Raw genomic sequence first — 22,558 nt, forward strand, 5'->3', positions numbered from 1 at the left:
AACCACCACACCGGCGGGCTGGCGCCTTGGCCAGAGACGTCAGCGGTACGCAGTAGGTCAACGAATTAACCAGACGGGACACTAGGACGCCAACCCAGGGAAGGTCCAACGTGCGGTTGCACGATCGTCACCATTTCCCATCTGACGACACGCGCCATAACCGGTATACTGCCGGTCCATTTTCAAGTTCCCGCCAGTCAGGTTCCATCGCATGCTAAACGCCGACGCCCTTTCGCAGTTGCGCCAGCTCAAAACCGACATCGAAGCCAACAAGGTGGTTCACCCCGGCACAGTCAAGGCCACCAACGGCCGTTTCGGCTTCGTGGCTCTGGACGACGGCCGTGACCTGTACCTGCCCCAGGAGCAGATGCAGCGCGTGCTGCCCGGCGACCGTGTCGAGGTCACCGAACACGAAGGCGAAAAGGGCAAGACCTATGGCCAGATAGACAAGCTGCTGGAATCGCCGCTGAAAACCTTTGTGGGTCGTTATAAGGTCCGCGGCAAAGGGCATTTCGTGGCGCCGGAAACCCCCGGCCTCAATCACTGGCTGTTCATTCCGCCCAAGCAGCGTGCCGGGGCCGAGCCGGGCGACTTTATCTACTGCGAGGTGGCCAAACATCCGGTGAAAGACGGCAAGGGTCAGGCCGGTATCCTGCGCGTGCTGGGCAAGCCTGACCGGAGCGGCATCGAGCGCGCCGTCACCCTGGCCCAGTACGACCTCAATGAAGACTGGCCACAAGACGCCGCAGACGAGCTGGAGCAGCTCAACGAGGATCGGGTGGCGCAGTTGGCCGAAGGCCGCGACGACCGCACCGGCGACCCGTTCGTGACCATCGACAGCCCCAGCACCCAGGACATGGACGACGCCCTCTGCGCCATTCCCAACGCCACCGGCTGGACCCTGTCCGTCGCCATCGCCGACCCCACCGCGCTGCTCCAGGTGAACGGACCGGTCGAGCGGGAGGCCCGCCGGCGCGCGACCGCCATCTACTTCCCGGGCGAGCCGCGGCCGATGCTGCACGACACCCTGAGCACCCAACTGTGTTCACTGGTGCCGGACGTGCTGCGGCTGGCGGTCGTGTGCGACATCCAGGTCAACAACGACGGGTCACTGGGCGAATTCAGCCTGAAGGAAGCGGTCATCCGCTCCCACGGTAAGCTCAGCTACGATCTGGTGGACGGCGTGATTGCCGGGCGCAGCGACGAAGAGATCCAGGCCCTGCCGGACGCGGTCAGTGCCAATATCGACCAACTGGCGCAAGCCGCCAACGCCCTGCGCCGCTGGCGCGAGGAACACGCCCTGCTCAGCCAGGATCGCCCGGAATTCCGCCTGCGCCTGGATGAGAACCGGCATATCCGCACCATCGAGCCGTCCCAGCAGAACGAAGCCCACCGACTGGTGGAAGAGTGCATGGTCGCCGCCAACCGCTGTGCAGCCAGCGCGCTCGAGGCGAATAGCCCGAACGGCCTGTTCATCACCCATCCCGGCCTGCGGGACGATCGGCTCGACAACATCCGCGAGTTGCTCAAGCGCTATGCGCCCGAACTGACCGAACTGGACATCACCAGCGCCGAGGGTTTCCGCGAGCTGATGCGGGCGACTGAAAAGCTCGAGGCCGAGGTCCCGGTCAAATCCATCCTGATGCGCCAGCTGGCCCGGGCGGAGCTCTCGGCCACCCCGGCCCCGCACCAGGGCATGGGGCTGCCCGCCTACACCACCTTTACGTCGCCGCTGCGCAAATATTCCGACTTCCAGGTCCACCGCCTGCTGCGGGCCGCCCTGTGGAATGGCAAGAAGGCGGACATGAACGCCGAGGCCATGGCCGCATTGCAGGACGCCCAGTTCAACGCCCGCCGGGCAGCCAACGCCCTGGAACAGTGGCTGAAGTCACTGTACGCGCCGCAACTGGGCAAGCAGACCCACACCGGTGTGATTTCCCGGACCACCTCAGCCGGTTTCTTTGTGCGTCTGGACAGCAACGGTATTGAGGGCTTCGTGACCACCCGGGACATGACCGGCAAGTACAGCTTCGACCCGGTGACCCTGCGCCTGACGGGCCCGGAAGAGCGTATCTTCCAGCTCGACCAGCCGGTCACCGTGACCTTTGCCGGCGTGGATGCGGACAAGCGTCAGGTGCAGCTCAAACTGGCGGAAACCGGCGACAGCGAGACCCCGGACCCGGCAGAACGCTCTTGAAAAGACCGAGTGGGACGCTCATAGTCGAATGAACGTCCCCAAAACAGCCTGGCACCACCCCTCAGGAGGTGAACCATGCGACCCGATGAATTCCTCAAGAAGTACGGCTTCGACGAAGAGGACGAGAAAGACCACAGCCTGCGCGGTCGGGCACTCGACCACGCCCGTCACCTGAAGCGGCCCCACGCCGGGACGCCTCATGACTGGGAAGACTGGGAACGGTATCGGCACGAACACCCTGAAGACATCGAAGACGAACCAGAAGAATAAAACCCGGTTTTCCAACAGACTGGTAACGCCGCACCACGCCACGTGATGTATCCGTCTTGAATCCGGTGCAATCCGGCAGAGGTGAGAGTCAGTGTCCAGGGACAGTGAGTACAGGGAAAGCGACGCCTTATTCCGGCAGAACATACAGGACATCACCCGCCAGCTGCGTGAGCGGCTGGCCCGGGGTGATATTGTGCCGGTGGTGTCGGACTCCGACGACGCCGATATGCTGCAACTGATGGATACGGTCCATCATCTGCTTGCGGTGATGGACCAGGCGATCCACGACCAGCAGTACCTGGACACCGAGACCGGCTTCGCCAACGCCGATTATCTGGAAGAACAGCTCGACCGTCGCCTGCGCGGCGCCGACACCCCGGTCCTGTCGCTGATCCTGCTGAGCATTCCCAACCGCACCCTGATTGCCGAAACCCTCGATGCCCGGGAGACCCGGCAACTGCGCACTGCCCTGCGCGAACGCCTGCAGCGCACCCTGGCCACCAACGAACTGGTCGCCAGCCTGCCCGACGGCACGCTCGCGTTCGTGGTACCCATGGACAGCGAACCCAAGTTGCGTCTGCGGGCCCAGCACATCATGAACGCCCTGGATGACCCCTTCAGCCTGGGCGAGCGCCAGGTCTGGCTGTCGGCGGTGGCCTCGGCGGCGCGGGTGCGCCCGGAAGGTCCCGATACCACCCACACCCTGATCCAGGCCGCCCGCGCGGCCCTGGGCGAGTCCCGCAGCAAGGGCACCGGCAGTTTCGTGTTGTTCGAGGACACCATGCGCGCCCAGCGCCACGGCCGCCTGGACATGGAACAGACCATCCGCTCGGCCCTGCGCCGGGGCTGGCTGGAGACCTTCCTGCAACCGCTGGTGGATTTGCAGCACGGCCAGGTGACCGGCTTTGAAGTGCTCTCGCGCATCCGTCATCCCGAACGCGGACTGATCTCGCCCTCGGTCTTCGTGCCCGTGGCCGAACGCACCGGCCTGATTCGTCCGCTCAGCGACCAGATGATGCGCCAGGCCGTGCCGCTGATGCAGGACGCCCGCCTGCAGAAGCATTTCGGCGACGACTTTACCCTCAGCGTGAACCTGTCACCGACCCAGCTGCACGACCCCAACCTGGCCGACCAGATTCTGCAGATCCTCAAAACCGCCGACGCCGATCCGCGGCGGCTGAAAATCGAGTTGACCGAAACCGCCGTGATGGCCGACCCCAACGTGGCCATCCACCTGATCCACCGCCTGCGCAAGCAGGGCATCGCCATTGCGCTGGATGACTTCGGTTCGGGCTATTCGTCGCTGGCCTACATCCGCAACCTGCCCCTGGATCAGCTCAAGATCGACCGCAGCCTGGTCTCCGGGCTGGATCACGACAACGAGAAACGGGCCATCCTGGAAATGATCCTGACGCTGTGCGAGCGACTGGAGCTGGATGTGGTGGCCGAGGGCATTGAAACCGAGGCGGAACTGGGTTGCCTGCTGGGCATGGGTGCCCACTACGGTCAGGGCTTCCTGTTCAGCCGGCCCCAGGCGGTGGACGACCTGCTGAAGGCCGTGCCCGCCAGCGGACTGCTGCAGTCCGCCGACGCCGGCGAAGAGGTGCGCTAGGGCGCCTCTGATTCGCGCCTGAATCAGGCGTTCAGCGAATCCAGCATCTGGTCCTTCTCGGACCATACGCTGCCCAGCCAGGCCTTCATTTCCTTGCGGAAGGCGGCATCCTCACTGTAATCCCGCCCCTTGAGGTGAGCCGGAATGGGCACGGTGTCGATGCGCAGGCGAACCGTCGACACCCGGCCGCAGAGGAAATCCCAGAAGCTCGGGGCCCCGCCCGGGTAGGCAATGGTCACGTCCACCAGCGTTTCGATCGAATCGCCCATCGCGTCCAGTACGAACCCGGCCCCACCGGCCTTGGGCTGCAGCAGGTGCTTGTAGGGGGATTTCTGTTTGGCGTGCTTGGCCGGGGTGAAACGGGTCCCTTCCACGAAGTTCATCACCGAGACCGGTGCAAAGCGGAATTTTTCACAGGCCTTGCGGGTGGAGACCATGTCCTGGCCGCGCTTTTCCGGGTGCTTGATCAGGTACTCGCGGGAATAACGCTTCATGAACGGGAAATCCAGGCCCCACCAGGCCAGGCCGATCACCGGCACGTAGATCAGCTCCCGCTTGAGGAAGAACTTGAGGAACGGCGCCCGGCGATTGAACACCCGCTGCATGGCAAAGATGTCCACCCAGCTCTGGTGGTTGGACAGCACCAGGTACCACCCCTCACGGCGGAGCTTATCGGCCCCTTCGACGTCCCATTTCGTGCTCTGGGTCAGCATCTGCCAACCCGTATTGCAGGCCACCCAGGCCTCGGAAATCATGATGATGATCCGGGTGCAGAAGCCCTGCCAGGGCTTGATCGGAATCAGCTTGAGCAGCGCCGGAATGTAGAGCAGCACGCACCAGAAAACGGTGTTGATGGCGAGCAGCACGGCGGCAATGACACCCCGGACCGGGGCGGGCAGAAAACTCAGCATTGTTGTTGTCCATTCAGGCATCGGGAAACCGGCGCTCATGATAACAAGCGACTGGCCAAAATGCCCGACGTGGATGCCGGGTCCGCCACTGATTGGTGGACCTGAGTCATTACACTGCGACCATGTTTCGCCAACAGGACCTGACCGTGAACCTGATCCAGTCCACCCTGCAGCGCGGCGCCCGGTTCAGCCGGCAAACCCGGGATTATGCCGGCAACGCGTTCGATCGCGTCTTCCGCTCCGCGGAGATGGTGCTGGCCGGCAAGACGCCCTATGAGACACTGGCCGAAGACGGCCTGGTGAGCCTGCGCTACTACCCGCCGCTGGAGAGTTTCAGCATCCAGCTGGGCGACGATACGGTACCGGTGGAACCCACCACCCACCGCGTACCGATCGTGATTGTCCCGCCGCTGGCGGTGAACATGCTGATCTACGATCTCTTCCCGCAACGCAGCCTGGTGCGCTACCTGCGCGCCCGGGGTTTCGAGGTGTACCTGATCGACTGGGGCATGCCCACCCGGCGGCATAGCCACTACAACCTGCACACCTACGTGGCCGAACTGCTGCCCCGCTACCTGGATGCCGTGCGCCAGCACAGCGGCGAGCAGGACCTGAGCCTGCACGGCTGGAGCATGGGCGGGATGTTCACGCTGTTCTACACAGCCCTGAGCGGTGATCGCCATATCCGCAACACGGTGGTGCTGGGCTCGCCCATCGACAGCCACGCCTCCGGCCTGATGGGACTGATGTACCGGCGCTTCAGCGATGTGGCGGGACTGGTGCGCCGCCATACCGGCTTTCGCATTCACGATGTGCGCCCGCACTGGTTGCACACGCCGGGGTGGGCCAACACCATCGGCTTCAAGCTGACCAACCCCATTGGCAGTGCCATGGGTTACTGGGAACTGTTGCTGCGCCTGGGAGACCGGGAGTTCGTCACCAACCACGCCACCACCTCGGCGTTCCTCGATCGCATGGTGGCCTACCCCGGCGGCATCATCCAGGACACGCTGGTGCGGGTCTGGATCGACAACCAGCTGTCGGACGGGGAAATCCAGATCGGCGACGACATGGCCCGGCTTGAGAACGTGCACGCCAACCTGTTGGCCATTGCCGGCGAGGGCGACACCATGGTCACACCGGGCGCCGCCAAGCGGGTGATGGACCACGTCAGCTCCAGCGACAAGACCTTCCGCGTCGTGCCCGGCGGACACATGGGCATCCTGGCGGGCAGTCAGGCGCCGGAAGCCAGCTGGATCGAGATCGCCGACTGGCTGGCGGAGCGCTCGGACTAGGCGATGTCGTCCAGGGCCTCACGCAATCCCTGCAGGCTGTGGATAACGGCCGACGGCGTCAGCCCCCAATCCTCGAACGGCACGGCCGGGTCCCGCTGCACCCAGATCGCGGACAGCCCGGCCGAGCGGGCCCCGATCACGTCCCAGGCATTGGACGACACCAGACAAAGCGGCTGATCGTAGGCGCCGGTGGCACGCCGGGCGTGGGCGTACACCGCCGGGTCGGGCTTGAAGCTCTTGATGTCATCCACGGAGACCAGCCCGGTCAGATAGTCCCGCAAACCGTTATGGCCGAGCACTTTTTCCAGCGCCGGGTAGCTGCCGTTGGAAAACGCGTAGCAGGGATACACCTCACCCAACTCCGCCAGCATGGGCTTGGCATCCGGGAAGGCCGGCAGGGTCAGGTAAGCCTGCATCAGGTCGTCCTCCCGCGCCGTCGACAGCGTCAGCCCCTGCAGCGCCATGGCGTGGCGCAGGGCCTCGCGGGTACAGACGCCAAAATCCGCGTACAGACGCATCAACCCGCGGCGGAACGAGAACTCCAGTTGCTTCTCCCGCCACAGGCGGCTGACCGTGGCGGCCTGTTCACCGCAATCCGCTTTCAGGTGATCGCTCATGCCCTGGGGATCCACCAGGGTGCCGTAGACATCGAACGCCAGATGCATGCTCATGGGAAATTCGCCTTGTTCAGGGCCCGATCCGGCGGGCCGGGGAATGGAACCTTGCCAGTCAGTGTATGCGACGCTGGCCGTCTCTGGACAACCGCCGTACACTGCGATTCATGAATCCGATCGATCAATTCAACCTCGATGTCCGCTCGCTCAGCGTCTTCCTGGCGGTGCTGGACGAAGGCAGCGTGTCCGCCGCCGCGGTGTCCCTCGGGGTGAGCCAGTCCGCGGTCAGCCATACACTGGACCGCCTGCGCCAGGCCCTTGGTGACCCGCTGTTCGTCAAGGCGGGCCGGGGCATTACACCGACCCGTTACGCGCTGGACACCGGTCCCCACGTGCGCCAACTGGTGCAGGAACTGCGTGGGCTGGCGCTGGGCCCGCCGTTCATACCGGCCGAAGCCCGTCTGACCGTCACCATCGCCGCCAACGATTACCAGCGCGACCTGTTGCTGCCGGCCCTGGCGAAGGTGCTGCAATCGGAAGCACCAGGCATCGAACTGCAGGTCATGCCGTCCGGCATTCCCACACCGGACCGACTGCGCCGGGAGCTGTGCGACCTGATGATCACCCCGCATCCGCCGCCCGCCAGCGACATCATCCAGCGCCGCCTGCTGGACGACCGCATGGTGGTGTTCTACGACCCGGCCCAGCGGGACGCGCCAGCCAACATGGCCGATTACCTGGCCAGCCGGCACATCTCCATCGTCTTCAACACCGGCGAGCGCCTGGGCATGGACGAGGTCCTGGCCAGCCAGGGCCTCGTCCGGGAGGCGGCAGTGACCGTGTCCAACTTCTCGGGGTTGCCGGCCTTCCTGCGGGATACCCCGCTGCTGGCATCCGCGCCCGCGCGCCTCAAGGACGGCATCCTGCGGGACTTTGCCGTTGCCCCACTGCCCTTCCGTCATCGCACCTTCAGTCTGTACCTGCTCTGGCATCAGCGCCACCACAAGGATCCGGCGCAGCGCTGGGTCCGCAACCAGCTGCTGACGATCGCCAGCCAGCTGCCGGAACACCCGCCGCAATAACCCATCACTTTTATTCATATATCGAATGAACGATCCGGCCGTTATCGGACGTCGGTCTTTCCGTAAGCTGTCTCCTGATAACTGACGAACCCATTTATTCGCAGTCCTTCTCAAATCTCTGGAGTCCTCCGGCTCATGCTGTCCTTGACCAGCCTGTCCACCACGATCCTGCTCGCTGCGGCCGTTGCCCTGGGACCGCTGGCCACGGATATGTACCTGCCAGCCTTGCCCGAGCTGGGGGCGACGCTGCAGGCGGACACCGGCCAGGTCCAGCTGACCCTGAGCCTGTACCTGGCCGGCTTCGCCCTGGCTCAACTGATCTGCGGCCCCCTGGCAGACCGTTTCGGCCGCAAGCCGATCATGGTGGGCGGCCTGTTGCTGTTTGCCCTGGCCAGCGTCGGTTGCGCCTTGTCTGAAAGCATCGAAGCACTGACCCTGTGCCGCTTCCTGCAGGCCCTGGGCGGCTCCGCCGGACCGGTGCTGGGCCGGGCCGCCGTGCGGGATATCCACAGCCCCCGGGAAGCCGCCCGCATCATGGCATTGCTGGCGGCGATCATGGCCGTGGCACCGGCCATCGCACCGACGCTGGGCGGCGCCCTGCTGACCGGTTTCGGCTGGCCATCGATTTTCCTGGCCCTGGGCGTCTACGCGGTGGCTCTGAGCCTGATCATCGCGCTGCGCCTGCCCGAGCCGTTGCCGCGCCATTACCGACAAACCCTGAAGCCGGCGAACCTTGTCCGGAACTACTGGACCGTTGCCTGCGACCGGTCGTTCCAGGGCTACGCACTGACCAACGCGCTGCTGTTCTCCGGCCTGTTCGCGTTCCTGTCCGGCGCCTCCTTCGTGCTGATCGATTTCCTGGGCGTGTCGCCGACAGCCTTCGGCGCCTATTTCTCGGTGATGGTGTTCGGCTACATGGCTGGCAGCTTTCTGGCGGCCCGACTGGGCCGTCGCCTGTCGCCCGACCAGATGCTGCGCCTGGGCCTGATCATCGCCGTCACCGGCGGCACCCTGATGGCCGGGCTCGCCTGGGCGGAGGTGTTCACCCGGGCGGCCGTGATCCTGCCGCAGATGGTGTTCATGATCGGCGTGGGCATGGTGATGCCCCAGACCATGGCGGGCGCCCTGGCGCCGTTCCCGCACATGGCCGGATCCGCCTCGGCGCTGTATGGCTTTATCCAGATGGCGGCCGCCGCCGGCACCGGCGCCCTGGTCGGTCACCTGCATAACGGCACCAGCCAGACCATGGCCAGCATCATTGCCGGCTGCGCCCTGGCCGCCGGTGTCGCCTACCTGCTGCGCACCGCCCGCTACCCAGCGCCCAGTTTTGACGTCGTGCCCAGTCATGGCTGAGGATAAGGGTTCGGCGTCGACTCGCACCTGACGATGAGCAGTCAGTCCACGCCAACCGCCGGACACCTGATTTCCGAACCTCCAGGACGAATTCCGGTCTAGACTTCTCTCACGGTTTTCGCCGACGCCTAATCCAAAAGTCGACAGATCCGTTTTGCACCAGGCGTGGTAAAACGATCCATCACTCAAGTACGGCCAAACGACAAGGAGCATTTTCATGAGCAAGGTCACACTCGATGGCAACCCGCTGGAGATCGGCGGTCAATTCCCTGCCAAGGGCGACAAAGTCCCGGATTTCTCGCTGACCACCAGCGGCCTGGAAGACAAGGGGCTGAGCGCCTGGGCCGGCAAACGCAAGATCCTGAACATCATCCCCAGCGTCGACACCGGCGTCTGCGCGGCGTCCACCCGCAAGTTCAACGAAAAGGCCGGCAGCCTCGACAACACCGTCGTGCTGGTGATCTCCGCTGACCTGCCGTTCGCTGCCGGCCGCTTCTGCGGCGCCGAGGGTCTGGAAAACGTGGAAACCCTGTCCACCTTCCGCAACGACGACTTCCGCGAAGACTACGGCGTGGCCATCAACAGCGGCCCGCTGACAGGCCTGTGCTCCCGCGCGGTCGTCGTGCTGGACGAGAACGACACCGTCCTGCACAGCCAGCTCGTCGGCGAAATCAAGGACGAGCCGGATTACGAGGCGGCCCTCGCCGTTCTCTGATCCATCGTCAATGCGCCGGGGCCTGTGGGCCCCGGTCATCCCGCACTGCCCTTCCTGGCTCCGGCTGGTAAACTTCCCGTTCATTTTGTGTCCGGACCCGCAGGTTTCCCGCTGACGTGAGAGCCCAAATCGACCCCAACCGCCCCCTCGGCCGCCAACTGCTGGTCATGACGTGGCCCATGCTGTTCGGCGTGCTGTCACTGATGAGTTTCCAGCTGGTGGACAGCATCTTCATCGGGCAACTGGGCCGGGATCCGCTGGCGGCGCTGGGTTTCACCGTACCGATGCAGCAACTGATCATCGGCCTGCAGGTGGGACTGGGGATCGCCACCACGGCCATCATCTCCCGCACGCTGGGCGCCGGCGATGAAACCCGGGCCGAACGGCTGGGCGGTCTCGTGGTCTTCATTGGCGGCGGCATGGTCCTGCTGTTGGTGGGCCTGCTCTGGCTTTCCCGCTACCCCATCCTGAAACTGCTGGGCGCCGAGCCCGGCCTGATGCCGCTGATCTCCACCTACTGGATCCCCTGGCTGGGTGCCGCCTGGCTGGGCGCCATGGCCTATTTCGGCTACAGCGTGTGCCGCTCCCACGGCGATACCCGCCTGCCCGGCTACATGATGGTGGCCACCAGCCTGGTCAACATTGCGCTGGACCCGCTGTATATCTTCGTCTTCGACTGGGGCCTGCCCGGCGCCGCGCTGGCCACCATGACCTCTTTCACCGTGGGCATCCTGGGGGTTTATCCCAAACTGCTGAAGCGCGGCTGGCTGCGCTTTGACCTGTCGGCCCTGGCCCTCGGACCCGCCGTGCGTCAATTGGGAGGGATCATGGCCCCGGCGATGATGAGCCAGTTGATGCCGCCCCTCGCCGCCAGCCTCGCCACGGCGCTGGTCGCCGGTTTCGGCACCGCGGCCGTCGCCGCCTGGGGTCTGGGTACCCGGCTCGAGTTTTTCTCCATCGTCGTGGTGCTGGCCCTGACCATGTCCATGCCGCCCATGATCGGCCGCTTCCTGGGCTCGGGCGATATCGACCGCATCCGCAAGCTGGTGCGCATTGCCGTTCGCTTCGTCGTGATCTGGCAACTGGCCATCGGTCTGGTGTGGCTGGCACTGTCCGGTTTCGTATCGGACCTGTTCACGGCGGACGCGTCGGTCACGACCGTCCTGCACAGCTACCTGGTGCGAGTGCCGCTGAGTTACTGCGGGCTGGGGGTGTGCATGCTGATGGTGTCGGTCTGCAACGCGCTGGGGCTGTCGATGCGGGCCCTGTTGGTCTCGGTGCTGCGGCTGTTCCTGTGCTACCTGCCCTGCCTCTGGATCGGATCGCAGATCGGCGGCATCGAAGGGCTGCTCAGCGGGGCGCTGGTGGGCAACCTGGCGGCCGGGACGCAGGCTTATCTGTTCTATCGGCAGGGCATGGTGAAGCTGCGCACGGCCGTCGCCGAACCAGCCTGAAACCGGTCACGTCAACTCGAGGTATGAAGGAAGCGAATGGTCATCCTTGCCGGAGGAGGCACAGGGACGTGCCGGTCGCATTAGCCGGCCAGGGACGGCCGTCTAATGCAGCGTAGGCAAGAATGCCCATTCACTTCCCGGCACAAGATTTCATGCGTGTGCCGGCCTAGGGAAACTTCGCCCGAAACGCCTCCGGCATCGGCACGACTTTCTTCTCCCGATAGTTGAAGAAAACAAACCCATACTTGGCCAACGCCACCGGCTGCCCGGACTCCGCCTTGGTCACCCGGAACACGAAATCCCCGCCGTATTTATTGAAATCCGTCAGCCCGATTTCAAAGCGTAGCACTTCCGGGAAAAACGACTCCGACTGATACATGGTGGCCAGGTCCGTCACGATGATCCCGGCACCGTCCCGATCCACCTCCCCGATCCCGTACTTCACCAGCAACTGCGCCCGGGCCTCGGACAGCATGGAAATCAGGGCATCGTTGCCCAGGTGGCTGGCGCCGTTAATGTCGGTGATCCGCACCGGCATTTCCGTCGAGAAAACAAAGACGTCATCGGGAAAGGAGAGTTGAACTCGGGCCATAATACTGCTCGTTCGTGACACGTTGGAGACAAAAGGAGCCGTAGTCTACGCGTTTACCGCCACGGTCGCATTCGCATTCAAGGCGCGCTATCGTTGATGCTTTCATTCTCCAGTCAGCGAACGTCACCATGATGCAACCGCGACCTGCCTCAACGCTGGCGCTCCTGCGGGAGGCCGCCAACGGCTTCGAAGTCCTGATGCTGCAGCGCAGTCACCAGGCCGCGTTCCTGCCCGGTTACTTCGTCTTCCCCGGCGGCGCCGTGGACACCATCGACACCCACCCGGACCTGATACCCTGGCTGACCGGCCACTCCGAAGCGTCCGCCTGCCAGATGCTGGGCATCGACACCGACGGACTGGGCTACCTGGTGGCGGCCATCCGCGAGTGTTTCGAAGAAGCAGGCCTGCTGCTGGCCGAGGATCCCGATGGCGCCACCATCGGCGCGAACCACCCCGCCCTGGACGAAGACCGCCACGCCATCATGCACGGTGAACGGCCCATGGCCGACCTGTGCCGGGCCCACAACCTGACCCTGCCCCTGGACCGACTGCACTACATCGACCACTGGGTGACGCCGCCCGGCGCCCCGCGCCGGTTCGATACCCGCTTCTTCCTGGCGGAAGCGCCGGAAGACCAGGCGGCCGCCCACGATGGCCGGGAGACGATCGATCATTGCTGGCTCAACCCGCAGCAGGCGCTGGAAGAACATCGTGTGGGCAAGCGACAGTTCGGCGCCCCGACGCTGACCGTCCTGCGCCGGCTGGCCCGTTTTGACCGCCTGGACGACGCCCTGGCGGACGCCCGGCGCAACCGGCCACAGCCGTTTCCCACCGAACCCTGGCCCGCCCGCAAGAACGGCGATCTGGTCACCCTGGATCCCGGCGACGCCGCCTATCCCGAAGTGCGCAAGCGCGATCCGGAAGGCTACGGCACCGCAGAAGCGACGATCGAACCCGGCCTTTGGGTGCGCCTGGGCAAACACATCTGGCGCCTGACCGTCCCCAACCCGGGCGTGATGACCGGTCCCGGCACCAACACCTACCTGATCGAAGACGCCGACGGCGCCCTGATCATCGACCCCGGCCCCCATCACGCCGAACACATCGAACGCCTGCTGAAACGGACCGGAAACCAGGTGCGGGCCATCCTCGTCACCCATACCCACGGGGATCACAGTCCCGGCGCCCGCGCACTGAAGGAGGCCACCGGCGCGCCGCTGATTGGCCTGGCACCGCCGGACGACAGCTTCCAGGATACGTCGTTCGTACCCGACCACACCCCGGCCCACGGCGACGTGATGACACTGGCGGATGCCCGGCTGAAAATCCTGCACACGCCCGGCCATGCCTCCAACCACCTGTGCTTCCTGCACGAAGGCGAGCGCATGCTGTTTTCCGGCGATCACATCATGCAAGGCTCAACCGTCGTCATTAATCCACCGGATGGCGACATGGCGGACTACCTGGATTCCCTGCATCATCTGCTGGAAGAAGAGATCGACTGGATCGCGCCGGGGCACGGCTTCCTGCTGGCTTATCCACAGATCGTGATTGACCTGCTGGTCACCCACCGCCTGAACCGCGAGCGCAAGGTCATCCGGGCGCTACGCAAAACCGGACCCGCGCCGCTCGACGATCTGGTGCCGGACGCTTACGCCGATGCCGCGCCGGCCCTGCATGGTCTGGCCTCGCGCTCGCTGCTGGCGCACCTGCTGAAGCTGGAAAAAGACGGCCGGGCAACACGGGACGGCGAGCACTGGGCCCTCCGCTGATCCCCACGCTCAGTTGGATACCCCAACCCGCCGCAACACCCGTCCATGCAGGGCCGCATCGTCGTGGCTGAACAGGACAAAACGGATCTGCTGCACATGGCTCAGGGACGCGCACAGCGCCAAGAGTGTCTGGAAAGCCACTTCGGCTGCCGCTTCCATGGGATAACCAAAGGCTCCGGTCGATAGGGCGGGAAAGCCGATGGAGTGCAGCTGCTCCTTGTCCGCCAGCTCCACTGCATTGCGGTAGCAGTCCGCCAGCAGGCTGTCTGATGGCGTATCGCGGCCATACACCGGACCCAGGCAGTGAATCACCCAGGGGTTGGGCAAACCATATCCCGCGGTGATCACCGCATCCCCCGGCCGAATCGGCGCCAAGGAACGGCAGGCCGCATCCAGCTCCGGCCCGGCCGCCCGATGGATGGCCCCGGCGACGCCGCCACCGGGTCGCAATTCCGCATTGGCCGCGTTCACGACCGCGTCGAGATCCGGCTGCCGGGTGATGTCCCCCTGCACACAGCTCACGGTGACGCCATGGCGATTCAGTTCAAACATCCTGCCTCCCCCTTGTTGGTCCGGGCCGGTGATCGCGTTTCCGCAGACGCCAACAGCTGGTAATCGGCGAAAAATCAGGAATATGACCAGATCGTAAGGGTGCCGGAACCGCGGTCAGCCTGCCTCAGGGCCGCGACGCGCGCATGCGTACAGCCCGACGATCCACCCCGTCAAGTTGCACATTTTTCATACAGAAATCAAAGCCAGCTGCTATTTTTAATCGTAGTCAAGAAGTGTGCTCCTGGTGAAACAGCCCCTCCCAGAAAGGGGCAATCGGCGAGTGACGAGCAGCCATGCAGGCTGGACCTACAACCGCAAGCACAAGGAGAGGGTGAATGATAAGGCAGACTTATTACCTCCGTTTGGCACTGGCCCTGGGGCTGTCGACCATGTTGGCAGCCTGCGCCAGTTCGGGAAAGATTCCCACCGAAGACAAGACCGCCGCTGAGAACGCCATCCAGCAGGCGGAATCCTCCGACGCCCGCGACTTCGAACCAGTGCTGCTGAACCGGGCCCAGAACAAGGTGGCGGATGCCGAGCAACTGATCAAAGACGAGAAGTTCAACGAGGCGGGGGATCTGCTGCAGCAGGCCACCGTTGATGCCCAGTTGGCGGCCGCCCGCTCGGAAACCGCGAAGGCCCGTAAGGCCGTCGAGGAAATCAACGCCAACATCGAACAGCTGCGCCAGCGTCTGAACCAGGCGCAGCAGTAACAGCGGATTCCAGGAGGTTATCATCATGACGAAACGGATATTGATGTCGGGTTCCGCGTTGGCGCTGTCCGCCCTGCTCACCGCCTGCGCGAGTACTCCTCAGCAGAACGCCAAGGTGGACGAGGCACGCGCCTCCTATCAGGCGATCGCCGACGATCCCTACGTCGCCCGCGCCGGCTCGACCCAACTGCGCGAAGCCGAGCTGTCCCTGAAGAAGGCCGAGAACCTGCTTGAGGACGGCGCCGACACCGACAGGGTGGAACAGGCCGCTTACCTGGCCAATCGCCACGCCGAGATCGCCAGCCAGCAGGGCGAACGCGCCCGGTTGCAGGAGGAAATCAAATCGGCGGAAAGCCGCCGAGATCAACTGACCCTGCAGGCCCAGACCATGAAGACCCAGCAGGCGCAATCCGAAGCGGAACGCCTGAAAGCCGAAATGGCGGCGCTGCAGGCCAAACAGACCGAGCGCGGCATGGTCCTGACCCTGGGCGACGTGCTGTTTGACGTGAACAAGGCGGACCTCAAGCCTGCCGGCGAACGCACGGTGCAAAAACTGGCGGATTTCATGAACGAGTACCCGGAACGACGGGTGCGGGTTGAAGGCTACACCGACAGTACCGGCGCCGCGTCCTACAACCAGACGCTGTCCGAGCGGCGCGCCGAATCCGTGCGCAATGCCCTGATGCTGGCGGGGATCGCCTCATCCCGGGTCGAAGTGAAAGGCTATGGCGAGCAGTACCCCGTAGCCACCAACGACACCTCGGCCGGACGTCAGCAGAACCGTCGGGTCGAGATCGTCATTTCGGATGAAAACGGCGACATCAAGAGTCGCTGACCCGGACCCGCTGGCCGGTCATCCCAAGGCCGGCCAGCCTTTCCCGTTTAAGCCCCGATGATCTGGCGCCTGGCGGCGGATGCCGTCCTCGTCCTGCACCTGCTGTTTATCGCGTTTGCCGTCCTCGGAGGCCTGCTCATCCTGTGGCGGCGCGGGTTCGTCTGGCTACACGTGCCGGCCCTGATCTGGGCGACGCTGGTCATGCTCAACGGCTGGCTCTGCCCACTCACACCCCTGGAAATCGAGTTGCGGCAATGGGCCGGCGAGGCCGGCTACCGCGGCAGCTTCATTGCTCACTACCTGCTACCTTTAATCTATCCGCCGGGCCTGACCCGCACGGTGCAGATCGCACTCGGTGTCGGCGTGGTCCTGATCAACCTAGCGATTTACGGCTGGCTGATCCGACGCCGGAAGGCAACAGGATCTTAATGTTGTTGATCCGCGGTCGTAGGCAGAATAGGCGCTTCGCCGTGAGTTAAGTCGTTCAAGGAATACCCGACATGTTGCCGTCTTCTTCGCTGTCCGTGCGTCCCCGCCGAATCCTGCCGACCCTGGGCGCCGTGCTCTTCAGCGCCACCCTCTGGGCCCAGGAACCGGCGCCGGAACAGCCTCATCCCGTGGAACTGTCGGAAGACGAGAGTGTGGAGGACATCGAGGCCAGCCAGGCCGCGCCAGCCGCTGAGAACACGGCCACGGAAACCGCCGGAGCGGAAAGCATGTCGGAAGCGGCCGCCACCCCACCGGACGAGGCCGAGGCCACTCCGACCCGGATTGCCCCCAACGTTGACCTGAAACAGGTGGCGCCCACTCTGGAACCGGCCCCAAAATCGCCTCCACCCGAGCAATCGCCGGAAGCAACTGGTAACTCGGCAACACCGGAACCGACAGAACCCGGCGCGGACGCCACCGCACCCGGCCCTGATTCCACAACGGCCGACGAACAGACCGCTACCGACGAGGCGCCGCAGGAAGCACCACCGGCCGAACCGCTGGTGATCCTCGGTACCGAAGTCCGCCCGGGCACCACCACCCGCCTGGGCTGGACGCCGGACACCACCATGGCGGGCCTCAACCAGCCCACGCCGGTACTCGTGATCAACGGCGCGCGGCCGGGGCCCAACCTGTGCCTGACGGGCGCCGTCCACGGGGACGAGCTGAACGGCATCGAGATCATTCGCCGGGTCATGTACGACATCCAGGCGGACGAGCTGAGCGGTCGGCTGATCGGCGTGCCGATCGTCAACCTGCAGGGCTTCCAGCGCGGCTCCCGCTATCTGCCGGACCGGCGCGACCTGAATCGAAACTTTCCCGGTGATCCCAACGGCAGCCTGGCATCCCGCGTGGCCTATTCTCTGTTCAACGACGTGATCCGCCACTGCGACATGCTGGTGGACATCCACACCGGCTCGCTCAAGCGCTCCAACCTGGCCCAGCTGCGGGCGGACATGCACATCAGCTCAGTGGCGACATTCACCGAGGGTTTCGACAAGATGGCCGTGGTCCACAGCCAGGGGACACCGGGCATGCTGCGCACGGCGGCGACCAGCCACGGCATCGTCGCCGTCACCATGGAAGCCGGGGAATCGCTGCGCATCCAGGAAAACCAGATCAAGGCGGGGGTCAACAGCATCAACAGCCTGCTGGAAAAGCAGGGCATGATTTCCCGGCTGTTCGTATGGGGCAAACCTGAGCCGGTGTACTACAACTCCACCTGGCTGCGCGCCAAACACGGCGGCATTCTGGTGAGCGATGTGGATCTGGGGGACGAAGTGGTAGCCGGTGAGGTGCTGGGCATCGTCACCGACCCGATCACCAACGCCCAGCACCCGATCCGCGCGGAACAGGATGGCCGGGTCATCGGCATGGCGGTGGATCAGGTGGTCATGGCCGGCTTTGCCACCTACCACATGGGCACCGAAGCCCGCGGCCCGGAACAGGGTCCGGATGAGGACTGACCGGCGCGGGCATCCTGTTCAGTGCGGCGTGACCCTGGAGAAGATGTTGAGAATCAGCACCCCGGTCACGATGAACAGGATGCCAATCACGGCCGCCAGATCCAGCGTCTGGTTGAACACCAGCCAGCCGATCAGGGTAATCAGTGCCACGCCCACACCGGCCCAAACGGCATAGGCAATGCCGACGGGAATCGTACGCAGGGTCAGGGCCAGGAAGTAAAACGCCAGCCCATAGCCGACCACCACCAGCAGCGACGGCCAGAACTTCGAGAAGCCTTCCGACGCCTTCAGGGCCGACGTGGCAATCACCTCAAAGCAGATCGCGGCACCGAGAATCAGCCATTGCTGCATGTTCGTTACTCCTCTTCCATTCCTTCGCCGGACGATGACGAACCGGCAAGCGTAACCGATGGCAGCGGCGGCAACCACCGGGGGAACTACGGAGGCGGCACGCACGTCACTCATTGCGCTTGATCCCGCCGCCGTTCCCGGGCAGTCTGGCACCACAACAACCTCACAACAGGGCGGTCTCCGGATTCGCCCGGATGGACGACCCTATGCGATTGACGGCTACCCTGCTGCTTTTCCTGCTTTCTCTCACCGCCCTGAACGCCAGCGCCCTTGAGCGCAGTTGCGCCCCGGAAGACAACGCCTGGCTGCCGAGCCGCTATTACGACGCGGGTGAAATCGTGTTCTACGACGGCAAATGGTGGGCGGCCCAGGAATGGCAGGAAGGCAAGCGCCCGGACGGCGGCGGCTTCGCCTGGAAACCGCTGGACAAGGAACCGGATTGCAAGGCCCCCGCCAAAGCGAAAGGCCATGGCAAGAACACCGGCAGCGCCGTCGGCACAGCCGACGATCAGGACGCCGTTTTGGGCGAACCGGGCGATCGGTCAGAAGCGGACTGCCAGCCGGCGCCGGACTGGACGTTCTCCGACACTTACACGGTCGGCCAGTGGGTGACCTACAAAGGCCAGATTTTCAAAGCGATCCGGCCGACCACCGGCGACATGCCGGGCGTGGCCGATCCGCCCCACTGGGCACCGGTCAAAACCCGCTGCCCGGTGGATCAATAGAACGAGCGGGCACTAAGAGTCTGCGGCAGCCGCCGCCATCTCGGCATCCCGGGCATTCAGCCAGCGCGCCAGGTTACGCAGGATCCGGCGCGCCAGTTTGCGGGCCTTTTCCGTATAGGGGCCTTCGAAGTGGGTGTCGAGAGTGTGGTTGAAATGGTCGAACCAGAGTTCGAAGTGTTCACGACTCAGCGGGAACTTGTCGTGGACGCGTTCATGGCGATAGACCATGTTGCGGTGGTAGGTGTCCTTGCCCAGTAGCATCTTGCACCAGTAGCCTTCAATCATCGGCAGATGCTCGGCCAGATGCACGCCAGCCACCTCCATGAACACCGGTTCCATCACCGGATCATCCAGCAGGCTGGCGTAGAACAGCTGTACCATGCGGTGGATCGCAGCAGGATTGTCGAGATCCATAGGCCCTCCGCCCCATTCAGGTTCGGGAATGCCTCAGGCATTCCTCCGGCGAACTTCTGATGATAACGCAGGTTTACCCGACCCCGTCACCCCGTTTTTGCAACGGGTCACCGGTCAGCCCACCAGCCCCGCCGACTGGATAAAACCGGCGATCCCGGACATCACGATTTCCGCCGCCATCGCCGACAGGATCAGGCCACTGATCTTGGACATGATGTTCAAGCCGGTCTTGCCCAGCGCCTTTTCCAGGTAACCCGACAGGTGCAGCAGCACGCCCAGGGCCAACAGTCCGGTGACCAGCCCCAGCACACCACCGGCCATTTCCGGCACCGTGTTGAGCTCGGCGCCGTAGACCAGGATGGCACCGATGGTGGCCGGCCCGATGATGATGGGAATCGCCAGCGGCACCACCGCCACATCGTCCCGGTTTTCCTCCGGCAGACTGGTGGCGTGGTTGCGGGTGCCGCTGGTCACCAGGCTGATCGCGGTCAGGAACAGCAGCGATCCGGCGCCGATCCGGAAGGAATTGAGCGTGATCCCGATCGCTTCGAACAACAACGGGCCGGCGAAGAACAGCACCAGCCCGAGGACCAGCGCCGAAAACACCGATCGGTTGATCACCCGCTTCTTCTGGCCGGCGTCATCACCCCGGGTCAGGGCCAGGAACATGGTGACGACGAAGAACGGCGCCAGCAGGAACAGGAAGCGGATGGCGCTACTCAGATAGGTCGCGAAAAACGTGTGTAACATGGCAATTCCGGTCAACAAACAGGAGGAAACTCAAAGGGCTGCAGACCATAGCCTAGACCGGTACCGACGACTATGCGTAATTGCAACCGGACGGCAACGGGTTTCCATACAGGGGTGTATTGTGGGAAGCTGACGAACCTGAAAGCCGATCCATCGGAGAGCCTATGCCCCTGAGCCACCCGGAAACCCTCGAAACACCGCGAGGACAATTTGCCTATCGGGAAAGCGGGCCAGCCGATGGCCCCGTGGTGGTGATGATCCATGGCTGGCCGGAAAGCAGCTATTGCTGGGCCGGTGTCGCCGAGCATCTGGACCCGGGCCTGCGGGTGATCGCACCGGACCTGCGCGGGCTGGGCGACAGCGAGCGCACCCCGGGCCAGGAGCCTTACCGCAAAGCCGCCCTGGCGCGGGACGTCATGGCGCTGCTGGACACGCTGGAGATCGACGACTTCTATCTGGTCGGCCACGACTGGGGCGGCATCGTCGCCCAGGAAATCGCGCTGGCGATCCCCGACCGGGTGAACAAACTGGTGATCATGAACATCGCGATCATCAACAACCTGAAAGGCAACCAGGAAGTGATCGAGACGGTGCGCTCCGGCAGTGGCAGCGTGTACTGGTACCAGCACTTCCTGCAGACCCCCGATTTGCCGGAGGCGATGATTCCCGGCAACGAGGAAACCTGGCTCAAGCACTTCCTGCGGACCTGGCGCCGCGACGGCTTTCCCGAGGATGCCCTGCAGGAATACGTGCGCATGTTCCGCATCCCCGGTACGCCGGGCGCCAGCGCCAACTACTACCGCACCTTCCACGACGACGCCAAACGCTGGGCCACCACCGGGGGCCACGTCTGGCCGATGCCGGGGCTGTATATCTACGGCAACCGGGACAAGGTCATCATCCCCGAGTACCTGAACCACATCGAAGACTGTTTCGAGAGCATCCGGGTGGAACAGGTGGACGCCGCCCACTTCCTGCAGGAGGAGCAGCCAGCGGAAGTGGCCGGCTACCTGAACGATTTCCTGGCTGAGTAATCAGGGACGGGAGGTGCTGGCATCGGCTTTCGGCGCCGCCGGTTTGCGGAACAACACGTAGTTGCCCAACAACGCCAGCACCGCGCCGACCACGGCGGGTGCGGTCCACTGGAAGCCTTCCAGCCAGGTGGACACGCTCAGCGCGACAACCGGAAACAATACGGTGGCATAGCCCGCGCGGTCGGCGCCGAGCGTCCGGATCACCGTCAGGTAGCTGTAGAACGCGATGATCGAGCCGGGGATCGCCAGGAACAGCGTCGCGCCCCAGAAGCTGGGCGCGGCCGGCAACTGCCATTCAACGCCCTTGATCAGGCACCATACCCCCAAGATCACCGCCCCGTAGAACATCGCCCAGGCATTGCCCACCAATAGCGGCACCTCGGCCGCACGGACCTTGAGGCTGATCAGGTTGCCGAAAGAGAACCAGTAAGTGCCCGCCAGGGCGAACAGGATGGCCGAAGCGCGGGCATTGCCCAACTCCAGATCGGTCCAGAACAGCAGCGCCACCCCGGTCACACCCAACGCCACTGCGGGATAGATCCGCCGGTTCGGCGTCAGGCGCAGCAACAGCCAACCGTTGAAGGCGTTGAACAGGGCCGCCAGGGAAAACACCACCGCCAGCAGGCCGGAGGTCATGGACTCGGCAGCCCGGTAAATCAGCAGGAAATTAACGCTGTAGAGGGTCAGCCCCTGCAGCACCAGCCAGCGATGCTGCAGCCAACTCAATTTGGGAAGTTGGCGCGCCAGCTTGAGCACGCCCAGGGTCACCGCCGCCGCCAGCACAAATCGATAGAAGACGGAGATATCCACAGGCGCCGACTCCACCTGCAGGCGAATCGCCGTCCAGGTCAGCCCCCAGATCAGGACCGTCAGGCAGTAATGTGCGGCGATGGGCATGGGCTACGTCCTTGTCGCGAAATCCTCGAAACAGGACCGAAAGGGTAGCGTAACCCCAAAAGAAATGCTGCAGCGCGGCGTCACCTGTCGCTTTGGCGACACCGCTTGTCGTCAGGAGTTGTTGAGGATATCGACAATCTCGCGGGTATCGCGAATCACGCGGTATACCTTATCTTCAATGCGGACTCTGTCGTAGCGATCATCCACATGGTGGACATCCCCATAGCGATAGTAGTCGTCGGGCAGATGATCGCCGCGGTGCAGCTTCTTCTGCCATCCGGGAGGCAGCGATTCCCCCCGATCGACCTTTTTCTGCAGGCCGGGCGGCAAGTCATCGTAACCATCGTGATGGTGGCCACCGGCGTAGGCGACACCCATAGTCCCGGTCAGCAGGACAGCGGTCATCAGTAGACGTTTCATGGCGGATACTCCTTGGCCATCTAAGGTAAAGGAACGCTACCACGT

At 64.2% G+C, this 22,558-nt stretch carries 24 protein-coding genes; 15 read left to right on the forward strand and 9 right to left on the reverse strand.

What is annotated here, in order from left to right:
• Nucleotides 1–211: 211 nt before the first annotated feature.
• The 3 genes from EB809_RS05450 to EB809_RS05460 all read left to right on the forward strand — a co-directional run bounded on the left by EB809_RS05450 (nt 212) and on the right by EB809_RS05460 (nt 4,079).
• The gene (locus tag EB809_RS05450; protein ID WP_123633811.1) at nt 212–2,197 is read left to right on the forward strand and encodes a ribonuclease R family protein; all 1,986 of its coding nucleotides are present in this window, start codon (nt 212–214) and stop codon (nt 2,195–2,197) included.
• Between the two features lie 75 nt (nt 2,198–2,272).
• Nucleotides 2,273–2,467, forward strand: coding sequence for a hypothetical protein (locus EB809_RS05455; RefSeq protein WP_123633812.1), 195 nt, complete (start codon nt 2,273–2,275; stop codon nt 2,465–2,467).
• 91 nt (nt 2,468–2,558) lie between these two features.
• A complete protein-coding gene (locus tag EB809_RS05460; protein WP_123633813.1) occupies nt 2,559–4,079 on the forward strand; it encodes a putative bifunctional diguanylate cyclase/phosphodiesterase in 1,521 nt (506 codons plus the stop codon).
• Nucleotides 4,080–4,102: 23 nt separating this feature from the next.
• On the opposite strand, the gene EB809_RS05465 is transcribed toward EB809_RS05460, so the two are convergent.
• A complete protein-coding gene (locus EB809_RS05465) occupies nt 4,103–4,990 on the reverse strand; it encodes an acyltransferase (RefSeq protein WP_123633814.1) in 888 nt (295 codons plus the stop codon).
• Nucleotides 4,991–5,136: 146 nt separating this feature from the next.
• Here EB809_RS05465 and EB809_RS05470 point away from each other — a divergent pair, with 146 nt between their 5' ends.
• Nucleotides 5,137–6,285, forward strand: a complete 1,149-nt coding sequence (locus EB809_RS05470; protein ID WP_223807827.1) for an alpha/beta fold hydrolase — start codon at nt 5,137–5,139, stop codon at nt 6,283–6,285.
• Here EB809_RS05470 and EB809_RS05475 read toward each other — a convergent pair.
• A complete protein-coding gene (locus EB809_RS05475; RefSeq protein ID WP_123633816.1) occupies nt 6,282–6,956 on the reverse strand; it encodes a haloacid dehalogenase type II in 675 nt (224 codons plus the stop codon). The genes EB809_RS05470 and EB809_RS05475 overlap by 4 nt on opposite strands.
• Before the next feature lie 110 nt (nt 6,957–7,066).
• Here EB809_RS05475 and EB809_RS05480 point away from each other — a divergent pair, with 110 nt between their 5' ends.
• The 4 genes from EB809_RS05480 (at nt 7,067) to EB809_RS05495 (ending at nt 11,503) form a co-directional block, all read left to right on the forward strand.
• Nucleotides 7,067–7,981 carry a LysR family transcriptional regulator gene (locus EB809_RS05480; protein ID WP_123633912.1) on the forward strand — a complete coding sequence of 305 codons (915 nt, stop codon included), beginning with the start codon at nt 7,067–7,069 and terminating at the stop codon, nt 7,979–7,981.
• Nucleotides 7,982–8,116: 135 nt separating this feature from the next.
• Complete coding sequence (locus EB809_RS05485) at nt 8,117–9,334, forward strand: Bcr/CflA family multidrug efflux MFS transporter (protein WP_123633817.1); 1,218 nt, start codon at nt 8,117–8,119, stop codon at nt 9,332–9,334.
• A 217-nt stretch (nt 9,335–9,551) separates the two neighbouring features.
• A complete protein-coding gene (tpx, locus tag EB809_RS05490) occupies nt 9,552–10,049 on the forward strand; it encodes a thiol peroxidase (RefSeq protein ID WP_123633818.1) in 498 nt (165 codons plus the stop codon).
• A gap of 167 nt (nt 10,050–10,216) precedes the next feature.
• Nucleotides 10,217–11,503 carry an MATE family efflux transporter gene (locus tag EB809_RS05495; RefSeq protein WP_263316976.1) on the forward strand — a complete coding sequence of 429 codons (1,287 nt, stop codon included), beginning with the start codon at nt 10,217–10,219 and terminating at the stop codon, nt 11,501–11,503.
• 166 nt (nt 11,504–11,669) lie between these two features.
• Here the strand turns inward: EB809_RS05495 and EB809_RS05500 are convergent, their stop codons facing one another.
• Nucleotides 11,670–12,095 carry a thioesterase family protein gene (locus tag EB809_RS05500; protein ID WP_123633819.1) on the reverse strand — a complete coding sequence of 142 codons (426 nt, stop codon included), beginning with the start codon at nt 12,093–12,095 and terminating at the stop codon, nt 11,670–11,672.
• Between the two features lie 128 nt (nt 12,096–12,223).
• On the opposite strand from EB809_RS05500, the gene EB809_RS05505 reads away from it, so the two are divergent.
• Complete coding sequence (locus tag EB809_RS05505) at nt 12,224–13,867, forward strand: MBL fold metallo-hydrolase (RefSeq protein ID WP_317848704.1); 1,644 nt, start codon at nt 12,224–12,226, stop codon at nt 13,865–13,867.
• 9 nt (nt 13,868–13,876) lie between these two features.
• On the opposite strand, the gene EB809_RS05510 is transcribed toward EB809_RS05505, so the two are convergent.
• Nucleotides 13,877–14,419 (reverse strand): macro domain-containing protein, encoded by a 543-nt coding sequence (locus tag EB809_RS05510; RefSeq protein WP_123633820.1) that lies wholly within the window; start codon nt 14,417–14,419, stop codon nt 13,877–13,879.
• 335 nt (nt 14,420–14,754) lie between these two features.
• On the opposite strand from EB809_RS05510, the gene EB809_RS05515 reads away from it, so the two are divergent.
• The 4 genes from EB809_RS05515 to EB809_RS05530 all read left to right on the forward strand — a co-directional run bounded on the left by EB809_RS05515 (nt 14,755) and on the right by EB809_RS05530 (nt 17,922).
• Complete coding sequence (locus EB809_RS05515; RefSeq protein ID WP_123633821.1) at nt 14,755–15,132, forward strand: DUF4398 domain-containing protein; 378 nt, start codon at nt 14,755–14,757, stop codon at nt 15,130–15,132.
• A gap of 25 nt (nt 15,133–15,157) precedes the next feature.
• Nucleotides 15,158–15,967, forward strand: coding sequence for an OmpA family protein (locus EB809_RS05520; protein ID WP_123633822.1), 810 nt, complete (start codon nt 15,158–15,160; stop codon nt 15,965–15,967).
• Between the two features lie 57 nt (nt 15,968–16,024).
• On the forward strand, nt 16,025–16,396 hold the full coding sequence (locus EB809_RS05525) for a DUF2784 domain-containing protein (protein WP_123633823.1): 372 nt from the start codon (nt 16,025–16,027) through the stop codon (nt 16,394–16,396).
• 71 nt (nt 16,397–16,467) lie between these two features.
• Nucleotides 16,468–17,922 (forward strand): succinylglutamate desuccinylase/aspartoacylase family protein, encoded by a 1,455-nt coding sequence (locus EB809_RS05530; protein ID WP_123633824.1) that lies wholly within the window; start codon nt 16,468–16,470, stop codon nt 17,920–17,922.
• 18 nt (nt 17,923–17,940) lie between these two features.
• Here EB809_RS05530 and EB809_RS05535 read toward each other — a convergent pair whose 3' ends face one another.
• Nucleotides 17,941–18,273, reverse strand: a complete 333-nt coding sequence (locus EB809_RS05535; RefSeq protein WP_123633825.1) for a DMT family transporter — start codon at nt 18,271–18,273, stop codon at nt 17,941–17,943.
• Nucleotides 18,274–18,479: 206 nt separating this feature from the next.
• Here EB809_RS05535 and EB809_RS05540 point away from each other — a divergent pair, with 206 nt between their 5' ends.
• Complete coding sequence (locus EB809_RS05540) at nt 18,480–18,998, forward strand: hypothetical protein (protein ID WP_123633826.1); 519 nt, start codon at nt 18,480–18,482, stop codon at nt 18,996–18,998.
• A gap of 12 nt (nt 18,999–19,010) precedes the next feature.
• Here the strand turns inward: EB809_RS05540 and EB809_RS05545 are convergent, their stop codons facing one another.
• Together EB809_RS05545 and EB809_RS05550 are read right to left on the reverse strand one after the other, a co-directional pair.
• Nucleotides 19,011–19,412 (reverse strand): group III truncated hemoglobin, encoded by a 402-nt coding sequence (locus EB809_RS05545; protein WP_123633827.1) that lies wholly within the window; start codon nt 19,410–19,412, stop codon nt 19,011–19,013.
• 114 nt (nt 19,413–19,526) lie between these two features.
• A complete protein-coding gene (locus EB809_RS05550) occupies nt 19,527–20,162 on the reverse strand; it encodes a MarC family protein (protein WP_123633828.1) in 636 nt (211 codons plus the stop codon).
• Nucleotides 20,163–20,326: 164 nt separating this feature from the next.
• Between EB809_RS05550 and EB809_RS05555 the strand changes: the two genes are divergently transcribed.
• Nucleotides 20,327–21,196, forward strand: coding sequence for an alpha/beta fold hydrolase (locus tag EB809_RS05555; protein ID WP_123633829.1), 870 nt, complete (start codon nt 20,327–20,329; stop codon nt 21,194–21,196).
• Here EB809_RS05555 and EB809_RS05560 read toward each other — a convergent pair whose 3' ends face one another.
• Entirely contained in the window at nt 21,197–22,093 is an 897-nt protein-coding gene (locus EB809_RS05560; RefSeq protein WP_123633830.1) for a DMT family transporter, read from the reverse strand.
• Nucleotides 22,094–22,204: 111 nt separating this feature from the next.
• A complete protein-coding gene (locus EB809_RS05565) occupies nt 22,205–22,513 on the reverse strand; it encodes a hypothetical protein (protein ID WP_123633831.1) in 309 nt (102 codons plus the stop codon).
• Between the last annotated feature and the right edge of the window lie 45 nt (nt 22,514–22,558).

Source organism: Marinobacter sp. R17 (genome assembly GCF_003789045.1).
In the GTDB taxonomy this organism is placed as follows: Bacteria; Pseudomonadota; Gammaproteobacteria; order Pseudomonadales; family Oleiphilaceae; genus Marinobacter_A; species Marinobacter_A mangrovi.